Genomic DNA, 19,166 nt, shown 5'->3' on the forward strand with positions numbered 1-19,166 from the left:
GGGCATGTTCACATCTATTTGGCATTAGCCGATGGAGACATTGTATTTCCGCAGCCACAGATCTACCTGGGCCAGATAAGCGAATAATTGCGGGCCGGACATCAGCTGGCCGAACCACGGCAGATTGCTGGAGGATTCCGGTGATGCGGCGATTTCCCGGATTTTGGCCGGATCAATCAGCGGAAGGATTGGCGAAGAAGGATCATCCAGTATACTCAGTACCTGTGAGCGCACCTTGTTGAGATAGGCAGGGTTATGCGTTTTAGGGTACGGGCTTTTTTTGCGGTAGAGCACATCGTCCGGCAGTACACCTTCGAGTGCTTTGCGCAGAATGCCTTTTTCACGGTTGCCTACGGTCTTGATCTCCCAGGGAATGTTGAATACATACTGCACCAGGCGGTGATCACAATAAGGAACGCGTACCTCCAGGCCCACGCCCATGCTCATCCGGTCCTTGCGGTCCAGCAGCGTAGGCATGAAGCGGGTAATGTTGAGGTAGGACATGACGCGCATCTGCGCCTGTTTGCCGGTCTCACCGTCAAGCTTCGGCACCTCGGCCACGGCGTCGCTGTACCGGTCACCCAAATATTCCAGCGGACGTATCCACTCATTCATTTCCGGCGACAATAGACTGGCGCGCATTTTGGGTGCTACCGACCAGGGGAAGGTGCCGGAAGACAGCATCTCCTCACGGTGGAACCAGGGGTAGCCGCCGAAAATTTCATCCGCAGCTTCGCCGGAGATAGCGACAGTCGCCTTCTTTTTGATCTCCTGGCAGAATAAATAAAGTGATGAATCCACATCGGTCATCCCCGGCAAATCGCGGGAGTAGAGGGCGTTATCGAGCGCCGTTACCAGTTCAGGTGTATCAAAAGCAATAAAGTGATGGTTCGTATTCAGTTCATCGATCATCCGCTGAATCCAGGGGCCGTCGGCTCCGGGCTGGAAGGAATGGCTTTTGAAATGCTTGTCGTTGTCTACATAATCCACCGAGAAGGTATCAACCCGGCCTTGGCCGGTCCGGTTGTAATAATCTACGGCAAGCGCAGTTAAGGCGCTGGAGTCCAGTCCGCCGGAGAGCAGAGAGCAGACCGGAACATCGGAAACAAGCTGGCGCTCCAGCGTATCCTGGAGTAATTCCCGCACCCGGGCTGCCGTTTCATCCACGTTATCCGTGTGCTGGTCGCTCTCCAGCTTCCAATACGCGTAGGTACGGATACCGCTGCGGCTATAAATCATGGCATGACCTGGACGAAGCTCGAATATATCTTTGTATACACCATGTCCCGGTGTCCGGGCCGGACCGATAATGAAGATTTCGGCAAGGCCTTCCGGTCCAACCTTCGGCTGGACTTTGGGATGCTGCAGCAGCGCCTTCGGCTCGGACCCGAATACGAAGACATCGTCCACTTGGCTGTAGAACAAAGGCTTCACGCCCAGGCGGTCGCGGGCCAGGAAGACCTGATCGCGCAAGCTGTCCCAGACGGCAAAAGCGAAGATGCCATTCAGCTTCTCCGTGCAGTCCGGTCCCCATTCGATATAGGCATGCAGGAGTACCTCGGTATCGCATTCTGTGAGAAAATGATGGCCGCGCTGCTTCAGCTCTTTTTTGAGCTCAGGGGCATTATATAGCTCGCCGTTATACACAATTGCATACACCTTATCGTCATGGCGGGCAATCATCGGCTGTGCGCCGTTCTCGGGATCAATGACGCTGAGTCTGCGGTGTCCGAAGGCAATGGGTCCTGAAATCCAGGTTCCGGCTGCATCCGGTCCGCGGTTCGCTAAAGTTTCAGTCATTCTGACAAGCAGTTGCGAGTGCCCTGTAAGATCACCGCGCCACTGGACAAATCCGGTTATTCCGCACATGTTGGTTCATCCTCTCTTTTGTGCGATTGTTGTCTGTCCTTTCTTTTTTGCCAAGTAATACAGATATATGCCGAAGGAAGGGATAAAATGTATGTCCTTATCCGAACACTAGGGGAGAGGGAAATTTGCCAGGAGGGATGGATGACAAGTGTATTACATTAAAGACGCCAAAATCCGCAGAATGACCGAGTATGACGGAGCACCTTGCGCAGAGGTTGGCGTATTGCCTGGAGCTGTGGGCGATTCCGCACTTTTGGTGTATATTGTTGAGGACCGGCGTGAGGAGGGTTACGAAATTGTCCGTATTTTGACGAATGATGCGGACACCGCCACCGATTGGTTCGATAACAATCTGCATGACGCTTTCAAGGACGTGACGGTCAGCGGCTTCACCGGCAGCACCGTAATGAGCCCGGAGGATGAACGGTCCAAATTCCAGCGCGAGCTGCTGATCTTCGGAGAGCTGAAGAAGCAGCTGGGTGAGCATTTCAGGCAGTACTCTTGATTCCGGCGGGACCTCTTGCAACGAAGATTCGCTGCACAATTACCAACCAATAACCTATAGGATGGACCATAGAGCAGGAAGCTTGCCGCATTCAGGATGCGGGAGGCTTCTTTTTTATTAGGGTTCGTATATCAGGACATCTACTGGATCGTTCAGAAGTCGCCTGCACAGTGGGGTGTAGGGGACCTCATTTGCCGGCTGGGAGAGTTTAGTCTTGATAAATTCTGTGAATCAGGTATAATAAATAACGTTGCATTAATACATATGATCTTTACAGCTTTAGGTTTCATGATTCTTCATTTGTCCCGGTAGCTCAGTTGGATAGAGCATGCGCCTTCTAAGCGCACGGTCGGGGGTTCGAATCCCTTCCGGGACGTCAAGTAACAGCCTTCCTTCGGGAAGGCTGTTTTGTTGTCCGGAGGATTACTTTGAAACGGGACCCTCACGTTTAGAAGCAGCGTGTCGGACTGAGGTGATCTTATTTCGGCGGATCACATCATTTCGCAGTCCATGCGGACTCAGATGCCGTTAACTAACCCGTTTCCCCTCATTTTGAGCTCCAAACTGCAATATAAAGGCCTCTGAGTCCGCATCAATCAGAAAAACAGATTTTTTCGCCAAATAGCGTCATCTGAGTCCGCATAGCTTAGCAGAAGACTCTATCTGCAGAGTGCAGACGATTTTCCTGGAAGTCCCTGCTGTCTAAGCATTCAAGTCACTCTTTGTACAGCGATCCGCTAGACTACTGTTACTCAAACCCCCGCTCGCCTACAGAGATCCCCCAAGTAAGCAACATCATTCTCCTAATGAGTACAGTTATCTACTATAAGCCCTACTTGAACTATGCGGAGCTCTGCACAGCTTCTTCCCCCCCAGCTTACATCCGCTCCGGCTTAGGCAGACCGAGTACATCCAGCGCCTCGCCTAAAGTATCGGTGAAGCTCCGGGTTAGCCATAGACGGAAGGCTACGCTGGAAGCCTCTCCTTTGAGGATCGGGCAGGCGGAGTAGAAATTGCTGAACAGTACGGCCAGACTGTGCGCATAGTTACAGATCGTATTCGGAGTAAGCTCCCGGCTTGCCGTATATAGGGTGTCCTGCCAGAGGCTGAGCTGTCTCAGCAGGGAGAGCTCGGCTGCTTCAAGCTGCGGCGGAAAGAGCGGAAGGTCTCCATGTGCGCTGCTCCCGTTATCCCCGTTATCCCCGCTATTCCCGTGCCCCCCATACTCCCGGCTCCCGCCATGCTCGTTACCGCCGCTATTCCCGGTACCGCTCTCCGCCAAAGCGCTGCCTTTACTGAGCACACGGCTTGCCCGGGCATAGGCATACATCAGATAAACGCCAGTGTTGCCGGAAATTTCCATGGCCTGATTGAAGTCAAACACAATCTCTGTACCCAGATTGAAGCGCAGCAGATAGTAGCGGATGGCAGCAGTGGCGATGAGCCGGCTGGACAGGCCGTTTTTGTCGGAACGGGTAGTCTCGATGGAATGCTCCATAAGCCGGACCAGCTCGGTTACCTTGATGCCGATGCCCTGGCGTCCGGACATGGCGTAGGAGCTTTTGCCGGCGGAGGTGTCCAGACCGAGCCCCGCAGCAGAAGCCGGACTTAGCGAAACTACACCATAACTTACATGATGCAGCCGATCCGCCTGCTCGCTGTAGCCCAGTGCCTGGAAGGCCTGCTTAACCATCGCCTGCGGATACTCCTGTCTGTAGTCGATCACGTTCACGACCTTGTCTGCGCGTCCAAAAGGCAGCGTCTCCCCCCTCAAGCCGGTCGTCCACAGCCCGCTGCCAAATTCGCTGTAGGCGAAGTCCTTGTCCAAGAGGCCGAATTTCCACAGATGATATGCGATATCCTTGGCCGTATAGGTCAAAATCCCGTTCGAGCGCACCAGCACCTTATCCTTCTGATGCTCCTCTTCTGTCTCTTGTGTCTCCTGTGCGCCAGTGCCAGCGGATTGCTTCAGCACCCAGCAGCCGTCCAGCTTGCCTTCCTTCTCCTGAACGAACACATCTGTCTGCGACAAAAGGCCGAAGGCGGAAGACCAGAAGCCTTCTTTCAGAATACTGCTCTCCCAAACAAGCAGGTCGTAGTGAATGCCGAAGCTGCGCATCTCCTCCACATGCTCTTTTACAATCTGTCCGGCGACAAGGTTGCCAATCCAGGCGGTATTGCCATGCCCCTCTTCCAGCGCGTGAAGAATTTCGGTCCGTTTATTTACACTTTCAGGATGCTCCGCGTACTCCTTGTTGATCTCAGCGTAAATATCCCAGCAGTAATCTCCGAAACGGGCATGCTTCCCGGCAAGCGGGACATTCAAGAGGCCGACTACAGTATCTGCAAGCTGATTGCCAAGATCATCCACGTAGTTGTGCACCTCGACGGTATGACCGGTTTTTCTCAAAATTCTAACCAGTGCATCCCCGATACAGGAGTTTCTCAGGTGCCCGATATGCATGGATTTGTTCGGGTTCACCGAGGTATGCTCTACAATAACCTTCTCACCGCCAGCCTGCGGAATTGCAAAATCAGTCGTGGCCCATACCTGCCAATCGATGTACATATTAATGAAACCCGGCGGCGCAACCTCGATTCTCTGCAGCAGTCCGTTAACGGAGCCCGATGACTTCAGCTCGGCGATGATCAGTTCTGCGATGACGGCCGGGGCTTTGCGCAGGGTACGGGCCAGCTGCATGGCTATATTGCTGGAGTAGTCTCCATGGTCCGCATTCGCCGGTTGCTCCAGAGCCACTTTTACCGCAGAGCTGCCGGGAATCCCCAGGTCTTCAGATACTTTGTGAATACATTGTTCCAGACTGTTCTTGATCAGCTGACTTAGCATTAACATGAGTAAATACCTCCTATATTTGTGAAAAGTGTAAGCGGCCGCTAAAGGCCGTAGGGTAGTGCAGAATTCTAAAAGACAAAGAATAGACGACAAAAAAAGCCTTCGTCTCAAAAGAGACGAGGCTTATGCGCTCGCGGTACCACTCTCGTTGCTGAACCTACAGTTCAACCACCTTACAGGTTAACGGTCTTTAGCCGGGGCTTCCTACTCTTAAGGTTCAGAAGTCCATCTCACGGGTGCGCTTCATAATCCTGATCTGTACCGGCTTACACTCTCCCGGCTCGCTGGGGACTAGGGTTCAGGGTTATTACTCTCCCGGTCATCGATTCAATATGATTTTTATCAGTATAGCGAATTTCTGGAAGAAAGCAATAGCCGAATGTCAAGCGGAACCTTGTTGCCGGAAAATGCAACCCATAGCATCCGGTATTTGCAATAGATATCCGGCTTTGTCCACACCTCCAGTGATGGCTCGAATATAGTAAGTTGTTATCACTATTAAAATATTCGGAGAGGAGAACTCAAGATGAGCTTTTTATCTACAGGACCGATTGAAAATAATGCGGTAGGCGGGCTTAGACCTACCCAGCAGGTCACGGTCAAAATCGATAACCGAAGCGATACCATGTCTTCCTTGGTGACGGTAGAAGGTTACTATCTGGATGGAACCCGCACGCTATATGTCAGTGAAACGTTGAATGTACTGCCTAATCAGGTAGTGACAACCACGTATTATGCGGATCTGGATGCATTTGAGTTTATTTTTATCACTTCAGGAACCATTGATGAACATGTGCAAGTCTCAGTCTGGGGAAAAAATAGCTCAGGCGGCTTAGTAACGCCACACCGCCTGGTTTCTGCTGAACTTCTGGGAGCTACCACAGGAGTAACGGGCATCACAGGCACGACCGGGGTTACGGGTGCGACAGGCACAGCTGGAGCAACTGGGGTTACAGGTGCGACGGGCATAGCTGGAGCGACCGGGGTTACGGGTGCGACAGGCATAGCTGGAGCAACTGGGGTTACAGGTGCGACGGGCGTAGCAGGAGCAACTGGGGTTACAGGTGCGACAGGCATAGCTGGAGCGACCGGGGTTACGGGTGCGACAGGCACAGCTGGCGCGACTGGGGTTACGGGTGCGACAGGCATAGCTGGCGCAACCGGGGTTACAGGTGCGACGGGCATAGCAGGCGCAACCGGGGTTACAGGTGCGACAGGCACAGCCGGAGCGACTGGGGTTACAGGTGCGACGGGCGTAGCAGGAGCAACTGGGGTTACAGGTGCGACAGGCGTAGCAGGAGCGACTGGGGTTACAGGTGCGACAGGCACAGCCGGAGCGACTGGGGTTACGGGTGCGACAGGCACAGCCGGAGCGACTGGGGTTACAGGTGCGACGGGCGTAGCAGGAGCAACTGGGGTTACAGGTGCGACAGGCGTAGCCGGAGCGACTGGGGTTACAGGTGCGACAGGCGTAGCCGGAGCGACCGGGTTTACAGGTGCGACAGGCACAGCTGGAGCGACTGGAGTTACAGGTGCGACAGGCACAGCTGGTGCGACTGGGGTTACGGGAGCAACAGGCACAACTGGTGCAACCGGGGTTACAGGTGCGACGGGCATAGCAGGCGCAACTGGGGTTACGGGCGCGACTGGGGTTACCGGTGCGACCGGCAACACAGGTGCGACTGGGGTTACGGGTGCGACAGGCATAGCTGGCGCAACCGGGGTTACAGGTGCGACGGGCATAGCAGGCGCAACCGGGGTTACAGGTGCGACAGGCACAGCCGGAGCAACTGGGGTTACAGGAGCGACAGGGGTTACGGGAGCAACAGGCACAGCAGGAGCGACCGGGTTTACAGGTGCGACGGGCGTAGCAGGCGCAACTGGGGTTACAGGTGCAACAGGCACAGCCGGAGCAACCGGGTTTACAGGTGCGACGGGTATAGCAGGAGCGACTGGGGTTACAGGTGCGACGGGCGTAGCAGGCGCGACTGGAGTTACCGGTGCGACGGGCACAGCTGGAGCAACTGGGGTTACAGGAGCGACGGGCGTAGCAGGAGCAACTGGGGTTACAGGTGCGACAGGCGTAGCAGGCGCGACTGGGGTTACCGGTGCGACAGGCACAGCCGGAGCAACTGGGGTTACAGGTGTGACAGGCACAGCCGGAGCGACTGGGGTTACAGGTGCAACGGGCGTAGCTGGAGCGACCGGGGTTACGGGTGCGACAGGCACAGCAGGCGCGACCGGGGTTACAGGTGCGACAGGCGAAGCTGGCGCGACTGGGGTTACGGGAGCGACGGGCGAAGCAGGCGCGACTGGGGTTACCGGTGTGACGGGCGTAGCAGGCGCGACTGGGGTTACCGGTGCGACAGGCACAGCAGGAGCAACCGGGGTTACGGGTGCGACGGGAATCACAGGTGCGACAGGAACCAGTCCGGCTGGTCTTTCCGAGTATGCGTATATTTATAATTTGGCTGCCCAAACGGTTCCATTGGAGGCCGATGTTACTTTTAGTAATAACGGTCCTATAATTGGGGCGATTACACACACGGCAGGGAGCTCTGTGATTACTATAGGTACTGCTGGAGATTATGCAGTCTGGTTCAACGCAACGGGAGTGGAGCCCAATCAATTTTCACTTTTTCAAAATGGTACTTCTGTTGCGGGCGCCACATATGGTTCCGGCGCCGGAACTCAGGCCAATCCCGGAATGGTGATTGTTGTAGCGGCAGCGGGAGATTCCCTGACTCTGCGCAATCATTCCAGTTCAGCGGCAATTACGCTGCAGACGCTGTCAGGCGGAACACAAGCCAATGCCAACGCCTCTATCCTGATTCAAAAAATAAACTAAGCTTGGCAGAGTAGAATTCAGAGATATTCGGATTTCAGTGAAGCTAAATAGCCCGTCACCGATGGATTGTCGGTGACGGGCTATTTAAACTTGCCAGGCGTTTCGATCCCAGCCTCACAAACAGGGTGCTGTCCCCAATAGAGTTAGGGTAGCTTTTTGTATCATAAGTAATCACATGGATGCCGCTTGGCAATGGACTACAAAGCCAGCTCGGCAAGCAGACCTCTTCAGAATCTCTGACAGAGGAAATGCCTAGTCCGCAGTAGGCGCACCGGTCAGATTCTTGATGTCCGTAGAACCATAAATCAGCAGGGCAATTACAATCACCAGCAGCAGACCTCCGGCGAAACCCTCCCCGTCAAAACTGTCCATATCCCCGCGCCTCACTTTCACTTTCTAATTAGGTGATCAGGAGTTTTCGGCTTTCTTTTTCAAAGCGGTCATAATCTCGTTCAGGGTGAGACTGCTGTTGTCATCAAGGAAGCTGACCAGCTTATCGACGTTGTCGTTGCTCAGATCACTTAAGGTTTTATATTTGCCTACCAGACTGACGAACATGGATGCGTCCGTATACATCTGGATGGAGTCTACTTTCAGCTTGCCGGTCAAAAGAAGGGCAGCCACCGCGAACTCAAGCCCTTTTGGAGTTTGTGTTTTGGAGCTGGCCGGTGGTTTTTTGGCGGCAGGTCTCTTTCCTTTTCCAGGAGGGGGCATGGGACTCCCTTCTTCCATTGGTCATTCTGCAGGAAAGCGGCAGCAAGGGCGGTCTCTCCTTAATTAAAAGATATGCACCCCCGCAGATATTGGTGAATGGAACCTGTCTTATGTCCACACCGACCGGAGGACGCCCGAATATTATTATATTGTGCGATTAAAGATCAACCGTCGCTAGTAACTGAGTTTCACGCCGTAAATGCTAGATATGGAAGGAGGGATGAGACGGGATGCCGATTTTATCAACAGGACCTATCGAGAACAATGCCGTTTCGGGAGTAAGACCTACGCAGACTGTTACGGTAAAGCTGGTGAAGCGTGATGGCATGACCGGATCTTCAGTCAGTATTCAGGGCTACTTGCTGGGAGCGACAAGAACACTGTATGTAAGTGAGGTTATCAATATTGCTCCGAATGAAGTGGTAACCAGGGATTACTTTGCCGATTTGGATGCGTTCGAATTTATTTTTACGATCGGAGAAGCAACCGAGGAGGAGATCGGAATTTCAGTATGGGGCAAGTCTTCTACCGGCCAGCTGGTGAATGCCCATCGCATTGTTACACATGAGAAATTAAGCTCCGAAGTATAGAGATTCATCCCATTCTACTAGGAAAAGGAGTGCTGAAACGATGAGTTTTTTATCCACGGGACCGATAGAAAATAACATGGTTGGCGGTGTGAGACCAACTACCCAGATTACAGTCAGAATTGATAACCGCAGTGATATCACTGCCTCCACAGTATCGGTTCAGGGGTACTATTTGAGCGGCGGCGTCAGAAACCTCTATGTCAGTGAGGCGATCGATGTTGCTCCGAATCAATCGATAACCACTACCTATTTTGCTGATCTGGATGGTTTAGAATTTACATTCTTAACACCTGCGACAGTGAATGATCCGGTCCAGGTTTCGCTCTGGGGTAAGAGCAGTACGGGGGCATTGGTAACCGCGCACCGTCTGGTTTCTGCAGAACTGCTGGGCGAAATCTTCGGTATTACCGGAGCAACGGGTGCCACCGGAGCTCAAGGCGCCACAGGAGCGACAGGTTCGGGTGGCGGAGCTACCGGTGCTACAGGTGCAGCAGGAGCAACGGGTGCCACCGGGGCTCAAGGCGCCACTGGCGCGACGGGTTCTGGCGGCGGAGCGACTGGGGTTACCGGTGCGACAGGCACAGCCGGAGCGACCGGGGTTACTGGCGTGGCAGGCACAGCTGGAGCGACTGGAGTTACGGGTGCGACAGGCACAGCCGGAGCGACTGGGGTTACTGGAGCGACAGGCACAGCGGGAGCGACCGGGGTTACGGGTGCGACAGGCACAGCCGGAGCGACTGGGGTTACTGGCGCGACAGGCACAGCTGGAGCGACTGGGGTTACTGGCGCGACAGGCACAGCTGGAGCGACCGGGGTTACTGGTGCGACAGGCACAGCCGGAGCGACTGGGGTTACCGGCGCAACAGGCACAGCCGGAGCGACTGGGGTTACGGGTGCGACAGGCACAGCCGGAGCGACTGGGGTTACGGGTGCGACAGGCACAGCCGGAGCGATTGGGGTTACCGGTGCGACGGGCGTAGCAGGAGCGACTGGGGTTACGGGTGCGACAGGCACAGCCGGAGCGACTGGGGTTACGGGTGTTACTGGCGCGACAGGGGCAACGGGTTCAGGAGCAATCATTCCGTATGCTTCCGGCCTTCCAGTATCTTTGACAACGGTACTCGGCGGACTCTTGAATACGTCCAGTCTTGTAGGTTTTGGCAGCAGCTCTGCAGGTGTTAGTGTTACAGGCGGGATCATTGACTTGACAGGCGCGGCTGGAACCTTACTCAACTTTGCTTTCTCAGTGCCGCGTGCAGGCACCATTACCTCACTGGCAGGCTATTTCAGTACGACTGCGGGACTTAGCTTAGTGGGTTCAACCGTAACCATAACTGCGAGATTATTCCAATCGACTACACCCAATAATAGCTTCACGGCAGTACCAGGCGCCACAGTAACTTTAGCTCCGCCATTGACAGGAGTTCTTTCCCTCGGTACGATCAGCAGCGGTCTGACTACCGGGCTTAGTATACCGGTCACTGCCGGTACCCGTCTGCTGATGGTCTTCTCGGCAACGGTATCAGCCGGAATTGATGTAGCGACAACGGTTGCCGGTTATGCCAGCGGTGGAGTTACAATTGTCTAAACCTGGCGCTGCAAGCCAAAAGAAATAAATAAACAGGGACGCTCCCAAGCCTATAGGCTCAGGAGCGTCCCTATTTTAATTATGACCTAGAGAACTCAATTGTAGTTGTATATTTGTACTCTGTGTAGCTAATGTTGAAGTATGGGGTTCTGATTTCATCCGCTGTTGGTGGCACAGATCAGGTAACTTTAATAAAATCCTGCACAGAATACAACATTCCCCCCATTAACACGCCCTAAATCTATAATTGTTGTACAAAAGGCAGCAATTCCCTCGTTCCAGGCCGATCAACGAAGCTATTGTTGTATTTCATACAACAATCCTCCCGCACACCCAGGTATCTAGGGATCAGAGTTGCAAAACGTACAATATTTATGCCTTCGTGCGTACTAAGAAGCCTACATTCTGCCGGCAACGAATTGGTGTGTAAGGAATTAACATATTCCTCTCGTCCCGCCGCGATTAACCAATAAGCTGGTTAGGTTGTTGTCATAAGTGTGGGTTATATAGCCGGCCGTGTTACACCAGATCGCAAGCCTCGGCCGGCATCCAGTGGGCATCCTGGCCGTCCCATTTCACATTGCAGCCGATCGGGTTGGTCAGGGGTTCACTGACCGGTTGCCCGGATACCAGCTCTGTCAGGGCGTTATCCAGATTGTTGACGGTCAGCTTGCCGGTCTCGCGCGGATTATCAACGCCGCGTCCGGTGTAGACCAGCTTGCGGGCTTCATCGAAGATATAGAAGTGGGGCGTGCGCAGTGCGCCATAGGCCCGGGCGGTGTCTTGCGTATCGTCACGCAGATAAGTCCAAGGGAACTTATGCTCCTCCATCCGGGCAACCATATGCTCGAACGAATCATCGGGATGCGTGGTTTCACTGTTGGCATTGATGCCAACGAATTGGACACCCTGATCGCGGAATTTCTCCGCTGCCTCACGGGTAAGCTCATCGGAACCGACTACAAACGGGCAATGATTGCAGGTGAAAAAAACAACCAGGAACCTGGCGGACGCGAATTGCTCCAGGGAATAAATCTGTCCGTCCGTCGCCTTCAGGGCGAAGTCAGGGGCTGAGTCTCCAAGCGCCAATGTAAAGCTCATTTACAAGCACCTCCTGAATAAGATACAAGCCTTCCCTTGTAGTATACCGGACTTGCCAAGCGCTTCCAAACTAAGCAGGATTACCGTCATTCCCCAAACATCACAGGAGATCTTCAGCATGATTGTACTTTGTGCAACAGAAGCCGTATGATTTGGCGCAGAAACCCATTCTATTGCAAGCCTGCCGTTGTCATATCGCGAGTATCTCCCGGATATCCTGCTCGCTCAGGCTGGACAGGGCTTCCTGTCCCGGCTGAATTACTTCATCAATCAGATTCTTCTTCTTCTGCTGCAGCTCGTACATCTTGTCTTCTACGGTTCCCTGCGCAACCAGGCGGATGACCTGCACGACCTTCTTCTGTCCGATCCGGTGGGCACGGTCCGCAGCCTGCTGCTCGACAGCCGGATTCCACCACAGATCGTAGAGAATGACCGTGTCGGCTCCGGTCAGATTAAGGCCGGTGCCGCCTGCCTTCAGCGAGATCAGAAAAAGATCACGTTCCCCTTCATTGAAGCGGGTGCACAGCTGGGTACGCTGGGAAGCCGGTGTTTGTCCGTCCAGATAGAAATGCGGCACACCCAGCAGGGCCAATTCGCGCCCGATCATCCCCAGCATTTGCGTGAACTGTGAGAAGATCAGCATCCGTTTGCCGGAGCTGCGGCATTCATCGATAATCTCCAGCAGCTGTTCGAATTTGCCCGATCCTCCAGTGTATCCGTCCACGAACAACGAGGGGTGGCAGCACAGCTGGCGCAGCCGGGTGAGACCGGCGAGGACTTTGATCCGGCCGTTGCCGAAGCTGTCGCTGTCCAGATGCTTGAGCGCTTCCTTGCGCAGTCTGGCCAAATAAGCGACGTAGAGCCTTTTCTGCTCCGGCAGCAGCTCAGAGGCCTGCAGTGATTCAATTTTGTCCGGCAGCTCCTTCAGGACATCGCTTTTGAGGCGGCGCAGCAGGAAGGGGCGGATACGCTTTGCCACGGTCTCCCGGGGAAGGTCATGGAAGGCCTTCTTGCCGGGGAACAGCCCGGGAAATACCACGCCGAAGATTGACCACAGATCCTCGAGCGCATTCTCCACCGGCGTTCCCGTAAGCGCGAAGCGGTACCGGGCTTGAAGAAGCTTAACTGCCTGGGCAGTCTGCGTCTCATGGTTCTTAATCATCTGCGCTTCATCCAGGATGAGGGTATGGAAAGACCGCTTGGCGTATTCCACGGCATCTCTGCGCAGCAGCGGATAAGAGGTAATGATGACATCATGGCCGGCTGAATTCCGCAGCGTCCGGTTGCGTTCATCCGCACTGCCGTCGGCAATGGCTGCCTTGATGTCCGGGGCGAAACGCTTTAGCTCATTATGCCAGTTGTAGAGCAGCGAGGCCGGGGTGACAATGAGCGCAGGGACTCCGCCCTGACGGATATCATCAAGCTCGGAGAGCAGGAAGGCGATACTCTGCAGGGTTTTGCCGAGACCCATATCATCCGCCAGAATGCCGCCGAAGCGGTAGTGGGCCAGCGTCTTCATCCACTGGAAGCCGTACTGCTGATAGTCGCGGAGTACAGGGGCCAGACTCTCCGGCACAGGGAAGTCCAGATTCTCGGGACTCGCCATATTGGCCAGCAGCCGCCGGAACGACCGGCCGATCTGGACGGAATCGCCTTTGCCGGTATCCGCATGCAGGCGAAGGCCCCGCACCAGCGGCAGGGAGAACTCTGCGTGATTGAAATCCCCGTTCTGAACGCCAAGCTCATTCATCAGGGCGATAATTTCCAGGAATTCTGCAGTTTCCAGCGGCAACAGCGCACCATCCGGCAGCCTGTAATACTTACGCTTTTCCTGCAGGGATTTCAGCACCAGCACAATATCCTTCTCTGGAATACCATCCATGCTGAACTTGAAGTCCAGCCAGTCGGTCTTCTCATTCCAGCTCAGGCTGACCTTGGGCATGGCATGCTCCGTAAGCACTCTTTCCTTGACCGCAGTTGTGGCATAGACCTGAAGCAGCGGCTCCAGCAGCGGAATGGTATGGTGGAGAAAATCGAATTCCCCGTCCTCATCCCGCATGATATATCCGCTCTCTGTCCGTGCGAAGGACTCATGGGCCATCAGGTCGAGAATCCGCCGTTCGGCCTCCCCGTCCCGCATCAGGATCACCTCATTGCTCCGCTCATGCGCCTTCTCATCCAGCGGATTGATGACAATCCCCCCATATTGGAATTCAAGCCCGGCGAGCAGCCGGTCTCTGACCCGGTCGAGATAGAGTCTGGCGTGAAGCTGCGCCTGAACGATTCGGTCCGCGATGGCATCGGCAATAAACACCTGGCCCAATTTTTTGAGTCCGGGAATGACGCCCTCCATGAATGGCTCCATCTGCTCCGGGGCAATGGCAATTCCGTCCTGCCGCGAGGGGTTCAGCAGCTTTTTCAGCTCAGCGAGACGCCCGCATTCCTGCGCCGGCAGCTTCAGCAGCTTGCCTTCAGACAATACAAGCCCGTAATCTTCCAGAATCGTAAGCTGCTGAAGCCCCTGGACATCCAGCCGGTACCCCTCTCCTTGCGCCTGATCGAACTGGAAGCTCAGCGGAAGAGCCTCAGCGGAGAGAGAGAGACGTTCGTGCAGGACCTGGCCGTGCTGCAGACGGGCTGCAGGTACAGCCAAGAGTGCCGGCAGCAGGCTCTCCCAGAAGAAGGGAGGAACAGCCAGCAGCCGTTCATTTCCCGAGGTGCCGGTATGCGGAGCGTAAGGGCTGATGCTGCTGCGGTATATTTTTTCATTCAGCATGATTTCAATCAGCTTCACGAGCACCTCATTATCTTCCTTCGAGAAGCTGTGCAGGGCGGGATCATAACTGAAATGTCTGGAGAATTCAAAAGGCTCACCCCGGTGAACACGTTCCAGAAACCCCCGGATTTTGGGCACGATATAGAGGCGCTTAGGGCCTACTTTCAGTTCTATGCCCAGCATTGTGCTGCCGAAGCTGTAAGAGAAAGGTTTGCAGATGAACTCTACCTGAAGCGGTGTCCGCAGATCCATATAAGCTCCGGCTCCGCTCGGCCGCTGCCGCACTCCGGTGAACATCCCGAGCATGCTGCTCACCAGCTGCCGGTCCCCACTGCGCCCGGTGTATCCGTCTCCGGCAGAGCCGGAATGGCGGGGCGTAAGTATACCGGTCTCTCCCGTGAACGCCTCCGGCTCCTGCCCATCCGGATCGGGAGTCTGGCCCATGTCCATATCTTTGCCGAGATAAAGGACACTAACCAGTGCAGCTGCAATATGTTTGCAGAAAGGTCCGCCGCGGTAGTAGGCCGGGCAGGTACACTCCCCGTTAACATCACCGTCACTATCTATGGTCAGCACTACTTCATGGCTTTCCAGACCATGAACCGCAGCGCGGTATTTCGAATATTCCCCTTCATCGTTGTGCTCTGTATAGATAAGATCAACCTTATGAGCGTGATAATAAGCTACCCCCTGATCAAAAGCGGCTCTGCCGCACAGCAGCTTGATTACCCGTTCCGGTACCTGGAAACCCAATGTAATCCTCACTTCCTTCTATTCCTGATGGCTAACTTGCTCCCAAGCCAAAGCCTGGTTTGTCCCGTTCGACAATCGTTATAGTACCCATAATAACAGAACAGGCGTACGCCTTCAAAAGGGTTTATGCTGAGAGCAGTTCTGTCTGCTCTGTCCTGAAGAATTAAGCAATGCGGGAGTTATCTTGATGGATAGCAGCGGACTGGGGTGCTCTATATGCCCGGACAACATCATTCACCGTGCCTGCGGACCCCATTGCAGTTATTTATGTGTAAATTGTGTACAAGGAGTAGTAAGGTGGCAAATAGAACCGGGCAGGTGGATGAGCAAGAATAGCAGAGAAGCAGAAGTTCGCAAGGTATAAGTGAGGGAGTAGAAGCAGCAGAACTAGTATAGCGTCAGATTTAAAGTAGTGAAAATCACATGGGTAAATCGCTTGCTGAGGGTTTGAAGTGACCTGATTATGGCTTATGCGTATGCTTAATTGTACATTGTACAACTAAATCATCTGATTTACAGGCGATTCTCCGTTTAGTTGTATTTCGTACACTTAAACTGCCTTATCTAGACTGGTTATCACCAATTCGGCAGATTTAGTTGTACAGACTACAGTTATAAGAGACAAGCAACGTTTTTCGCTGTTTTTAATTGCATAGTATACAACTATCACTGAATTTCCACTTGGAGGAACTGATTACATCAATTGTTGCATTGTTGAACCAGTAGAACTAGCAGCAGCCAACCAAGTAAAAGCCAGCCTGGCCAGCACGATGTGCTCCCAGACCGGCTCAGACTGTCCCGAAATGGCGTAGCTGCTCCAGCAATGTCCCATCCAGCCGCCTACAGTGTCCTTGCCCCGCCAATTCCGTGCATGATGAAGCTGACGGTCTGCTCAATTTCTTCCTCGTCATTCCAGTCATGGTCCGGCATCAGCAGCAGGCGGGCCAGCAGATAGCCGATGACCGAAGAGATGGTGAAGCGGATGATCGCAGGAGTAGGAGCATCCATAATCTGGCCCTGCTCCTTGAAATGCTCCGTAATTACAGTGACACGCTCCAGCACCTGGCTGAGAATATTCTCGACCAGCTGTTCTCTGAGCGCGGGCTGGAAGGGGATCTCCTGGATAAGGATTCTGATAATTTTGAGATTCTTACGGGCGAAATCGAGCCGGTTCACCATAAATGCCTTAAGGAACGCTTCATAGCTCTCAAAGGGCACATCCAGCACACCGCTGAAATTACGCATCACAAACGGAGCGATCATCCGGCTCATGGTGGGGACTACGATGGCCAGCAGCAGGTCTTTTTTGGTTTTGTAGTAGCGGAAAATCGTTCCTTCAGCCACGCCTGCCTTCTGGGCGATCTCACTGGTGGCGGCTGCCGAGAACCCCTTCTCGGAGAATGTATCAATGGCCGCCTGCAGAATGGATATCTGCTTGGGGGTCATTTGTTCCTTTTCACTGAGGGCCAGCAGCTCTTGAATCCACTGCTCTTGCCCCTGCTGCTCAGCAGCATTGTCTTTCTCCATGATGGACCCTCCAACTCTCTTGCTCTTACCTCCAAGTGTACCACAGCCTATACCGCGAATTCGAAGTTACATTTTGCGGTGCTTGCGCAAGGCCAGCACATTCAGCAGCATGAACAGCAGGGAGAAGCCGATCAGCATGAATACATCAAGGGCGATATCATTCCAGCCTTTGCCGCGGATCATGATATCCATCAGCGCCTGGGCGCCGTAGTAGATGGGGGTTGCCAGTCCTACGCGCTGCAGCCAGAGCGGAAGGGTGTCCAGCGGAAATAATCCGCTGAGGAAAATCTGCGGCACAATGACCAGGGGAATGAACTGGATCATCTGGAGCTCATTAGCGGCAAATGCCGAGAGCAGGGTGCCCAGCGTCAGTGCCGACATCGAGAGCAGCAAGGTCATCAGCAGAACGTAGCCGAAGCTGCCCGCCATCATAATGCCAAGCACCTGAATTGAGAACCAGGAGATCAGCAGCGCCTGAAAGACGGTGAAGATACCGAAGCCGCAGACATATCCAAGCACGATCTCCCAGCGCTTCAGCGGAGTGGAGAGCAGGCGTTCCAGTGTTCCCGTGGTCCGCTCGCGCAGGAAGGAGACACCCGCGATCAGGAAGACGAAAAAGAATACAAATACCCCGATCATAATCGGGCCGAAACGGTCGATCGTCTTCATATCCTCGGCGCCGTAGAGATAGCTGATCTGCGGCTGATTCTGTACGCTGCCTGCCGCTGACGGCTGCAGGCTCTGCATAGCTTCCTGAAGGGCCATCATTACGGCGCGGTTAGCGGCCGGGTTGCTGCCTTCCAGCATGATCTCAGGAGTGGTTCCTTTCATTGTAATATAAGCATCAATGTCCCCGGCCTGAAGGGCGGCATTGCCGGATTCATCATTATCATAGCCGGTAATTTCAGCCTTCTGGGCTTCAAGCGCGGTGCTGAATACTTCAGCACCGGAGGCGACGCCGATCTTCGGCTCATAAGCATCGCCGTTAAAGACCAGGCTCATCAGGCTGAGCACCAGCAGGGGCGCGATGAACATCAGCGCCATGGTTCTTTTATCATGGATGAATTGCTGCAGAATTCTCAGGGTAATCGCACGGATTCTCATGGACGAACACCTCCATAGTACAGGAAGGCTTCTTCAATGGTAGAGGAGCCTGTTGCCTGCAGCAGTCCGGCAGGAGTATCTACTGCGAGCAGAACACCATCCCGGATCATAGCCAGCCGGCCGCATTTCTCCGCTTCATCCATAACATGTGTGGTGAGTACAATCGTGGTGCCTTTATGGTTCAACGCCTTGAGTTCCTTCCAGATCGACTGGCGCAGCACCGGATCAATCCCTACCGTGGGTTCATCCAGCAGCAGCAGCGGCGGCTCATGCAGCAGCGCGATGGCCAGTGACAGGCGGCGTTTCATGCCTCCGGAGTATTGGTCTACTCTTTTGCGCAAATGCTCCTGCAGGTTCACCAGCTCCATTACATCTCTGATCCGCCGTGTGCGGTTGCCGCCCTTCAGCCCGTAGAGGGAAGCGAAGAACTCCAGATTCTCCTTGGCGCTCAGTTCTGTGTATAGCGCATCGGATTGGGCCATATAGCCGATCTGCTGCAGCATGGCAAGCTTCGGCATCCGTACCCCGAGCACATTAATCTCGCCGGAGGTAACTTCGTCTATGCCCGTGAGCAGCTTGACCAGTGTGGTCTTGCCGGAGCCGGACGGGCCCAGAATCCCGAAGGTTTCCGCATGCTCCACCTGTAGCGTGATATCCTTCAATACCTTCTTGCTGCCGAAAGCACGGTCAACATGAGTTACTGTAATCACTGGGTTGGCATGTTTCATTGTGATCTCCTCAATTCTCTGCATAATGAGTGAGTACTCACTCATTATAATAATGATTCTCTTGATAAAAGTAAATCTCTTTTCCAAGTACACAAAAATATATATCTGACGCTCTATTGCTCTCCGTTATTGCGGACAAATAAAGGAATCTGAGTCCGATTAACCTGGGAATCTGCATGTTTTACCCGAAATAGCTGATTGTAAGTCCG

Annotated in this window: 12 protein-coding genes, 1 tRNA gene and 1 other annotated feature; of the genes, 5 read left to right on the top strand and 8 right to left on the bottom strand. The window is 54.0% G+C overall.

From position 1 onward, the window contains the following. Positions 1 to 24 precede the first annotated feature (24 nt). Positions 25 to 1,869: an asparagine synthase (glutamine-hydrolyzing) gene (asnB, locus tag MHI42_RS27175; protein WP_171720478.1), complete on the bottom strand. Its 1,845-nt coding sequence runs from the start codon at positions 1,867 to 1,869 to the stop codon at positions 25 to 27. A gap of 148 nt (positions 1,870 to 2,017) precedes the next feature. On the opposite strand from asnB, the gene MHI42_RS27180 reads away from it, so the two are divergent. Continuing rightward, positions 2,018 to 2,374 (top strand): hypothetical protein, encoded by a 357-nt coding sequence (locus MHI42_RS27180; RefSeq protein WP_039297666.1) that lies wholly within the window; start codon positions 2,018 to 2,020, stop codon positions 2,372 to 2,374. Between the two features lie 302 nt (positions 2,375 to 2,676). Further along, positions 2,677 to 2,750, top strand: a tRNA-Arg gene (locus tag MHI42_RS27185). A gap of 501 nt (positions 2,751 to 3,251) precedes the next feature. Here MHI42_RS27185 and argS read toward each other — a convergent pair. Further along, positions 3,252 to 5,222, bottom strand: coding sequence for an arginine--tRNA ligase (argS, locus tag MHI42_RS27190; RefSeq protein ID WP_342424812.1), 1,971 nt, complete (start codon positions 5,220 to 5,222; stop codon positions 3,252 to 3,254). Between the two features lie 115 nt (positions 5,223 to 5,337). Then, positions 5,338 to 5,560 (bottom strand) — a binding site (T-box leader). 194 nt (positions 5,561 to 5,754) lie between these two features. On the opposite strand from argS, the gene MHI42_RS27195 reads away from it, so the two are divergent. After that, positions 5,755 to 8,076 (top strand): collagen-like protein, encoded by a 2,322-nt coding sequence (locus MHI42_RS27195; protein ID WP_342421199.1) that lies wholly within the window; start codon positions 5,755 to 5,757, stop codon positions 8,074 to 8,076. 408 nt (positions 8,077 to 8,484) lie between these two features. Here MHI42_RS27195 and MHI42_RS27200 read toward each other — a convergent pair whose 3' ends face one another. Further along, positions 8,485 to 8,790: a hypothetical protein gene (locus MHI42_RS27200; protein ID WP_039310734.1), complete on the bottom strand. Its 306-nt coding sequence runs from the start codon at positions 8,788 to 8,790 to the stop codon at positions 8,485 to 8,487. A gap of 230 nt (positions 8,791 to 9,020) precedes the next feature. Between MHI42_RS27200 and MHI42_RS27205 the strand changes: the two genes are divergently transcribed. Both MHI42_RS27205 and MHI42_RS27210 read left to right on the top strand, forming a co-directional pair. After that, the gene (locus MHI42_RS27205) at positions 9,021 to 9,380 is read left to right on the top strand and encodes a hypothetical protein (RefSeq protein WP_171719839.1); all 360 of its coding nucleotides are present in this window, start codon (positions 9,021 to 9,023) and stop codon (positions 9,378 to 9,380) included. A gap of 40 nt (positions 9,381 to 9,420) precedes the next feature. Continuing rightward, a complete protein-coding gene (locus tag MHI42_RS27210; RefSeq protein ID WP_342421200.1) occupies positions 9,421 to 10,968 on the top strand; it encodes an exosporium glycoprotein BclB-related protein in 1,548 nt (515 codons plus the stop codon). Positions 10,969 to 11,487: 519 nt separating this feature from the next. Here the strand turns inward: MHI42_RS27210 and MHI42_RS27215 are convergent. The 5 genes from MHI42_RS27215 to MHI42_RS27235 form a co-directional block, all read right to left on the bottom strand. Continuing rightward, positions 11,488 to 12,069 carry a thioredoxin family protein gene (locus MHI42_RS27215; protein WP_342421201.1) on the bottom strand — a complete coding sequence of 194 codons (582 nt, stop codon included), beginning with the start codon at positions 12,067 to 12,069 and terminating at the stop codon, positions 11,488 to 11,490. 190 nt (positions 12,070 to 12,259) lie between these two features. Beyond that, positions 12,260 to 15,610 carry a DEAD/DEAH box helicase gene (locus MHI42_RS27220; RefSeq protein ID WP_342421202.1) on the bottom strand — a complete coding sequence of 1,117 codons (3,351 nt, stop codon included), beginning with the start codon at positions 15,608 to 15,610 and terminating at the stop codon, positions 12,260 to 12,262. An 828-nt stretch (positions 15,611 to 16,438) separates the two neighbouring features. After that, positions 16,439 to 17,125, bottom strand: coding sequence for a TetR/AcrR family transcriptional regulator (locus tag MHI42_RS27225; RefSeq protein WP_341065735.1), 687 nt, complete (start codon positions 17,123 to 17,125; stop codon positions 16,439 to 16,441). Positions 17,126 to 17,191: 66 nt separating this feature from the next. Next, entirely contained in the window at positions 17,192 to 18,229 is a 1,038-nt protein-coding gene (locus MHI42_RS27230) for an ABC transporter permease (protein WP_342421203.1), read from the bottom strand. Further along, the gene (locus MHI42_RS27235) at positions 18,226 to 18,957 is read right to left on the bottom strand and encodes an ABC transporter ATP-binding protein (RefSeq protein WP_342421204.1); all 732 of its coding nucleotides are present in this window, start codon (positions 18,955 to 18,957) and stop codon (positions 18,226 to 18,228) included. Before MHI42_RS27235 ends, MHI42_RS27230 begins: the two co-directional genes overlap by 4 nt. Positions 18,958 to 19,166 lie beyond the last annotated feature (209 nt).

It is taken from the genome of Paenibacillus sp. FSL E2-0178 (assembly GCF_038593005.1).
Taxonomy (GTDB): Bacteria; Bacillota; Bacilli; order Paenibacillales; family Paenibacillaceae; genus Paenibacillus_AQ; species Paenibacillus_AQ phytohabitans.

Coding starts and splice junctions, on each gene's coding strand:
- MHI42_RS27200 (WP_039310734.1), bottom strand. CDS start 8,790: ATGCCCCCTCCTGGAAAAGGAAAGAGACCTGCCGCCAAAAAACCACCG.
- argS (WP_342424812.1), bottom strand. CDS start 5,222: ATGCTAAGTCAGCTGATCAAGAACAGTCTGGAACAATGTATTCACAAA.
- asnB (WP_171720478.1), bottom strand. CDS start 1,869: ATGTGCGGAATAACCGGATTTGTCCAGTGGCGCGGTGATCTTACAGGG.
- MHI42_RS27210 (WP_342421200.1), top strand. CDS start 9,421: ATGAGTTTTTTATCCACGGGACCGATAGAAAATAACATGGTTGGCGGT.
- MHI42_RS27195 (WP_342421199.1), top strand. CDS start 5,755: ATGAGCTTTTTATCTACAGGACCGATTGAAAATAATGCGGTAGGCGGG.
- MHI42_RS27235 (WP_342421204.1), bottom strand. CDS start 18,957: ATGAAACATGCCAACCCAGTGATTACAGTAACTCATGTTGACCGTGCT.
- MHI42_RS27205 (WP_171719839.1), top strand. CDS start 9,021: ATGCCGATTTTATCAACAGGACCTATCGAGAACAATGCCGTTTCGGGA.
- MHI42_RS27215 (WP_342421201.1), bottom strand. CDS start 12,069: ATGAGCTTTACATTGGCGCTTGGAGACTCAGCCCCTGACTTCGCCCTG.
- MHI42_RS27225 (WP_341065735.1), bottom strand. CDS start 17,125: ATGGAGAAAGACAATGCTGCTGAGCAGCAGGGGCAAGAGCAGTGGATT.
- MHI42_RS27230 (WP_342421203.1), bottom strand. CDS start 18,229: ATGAGAATCCGTGCGATTACCCTGAGAATTCTGCAGCAATTCATCCAT.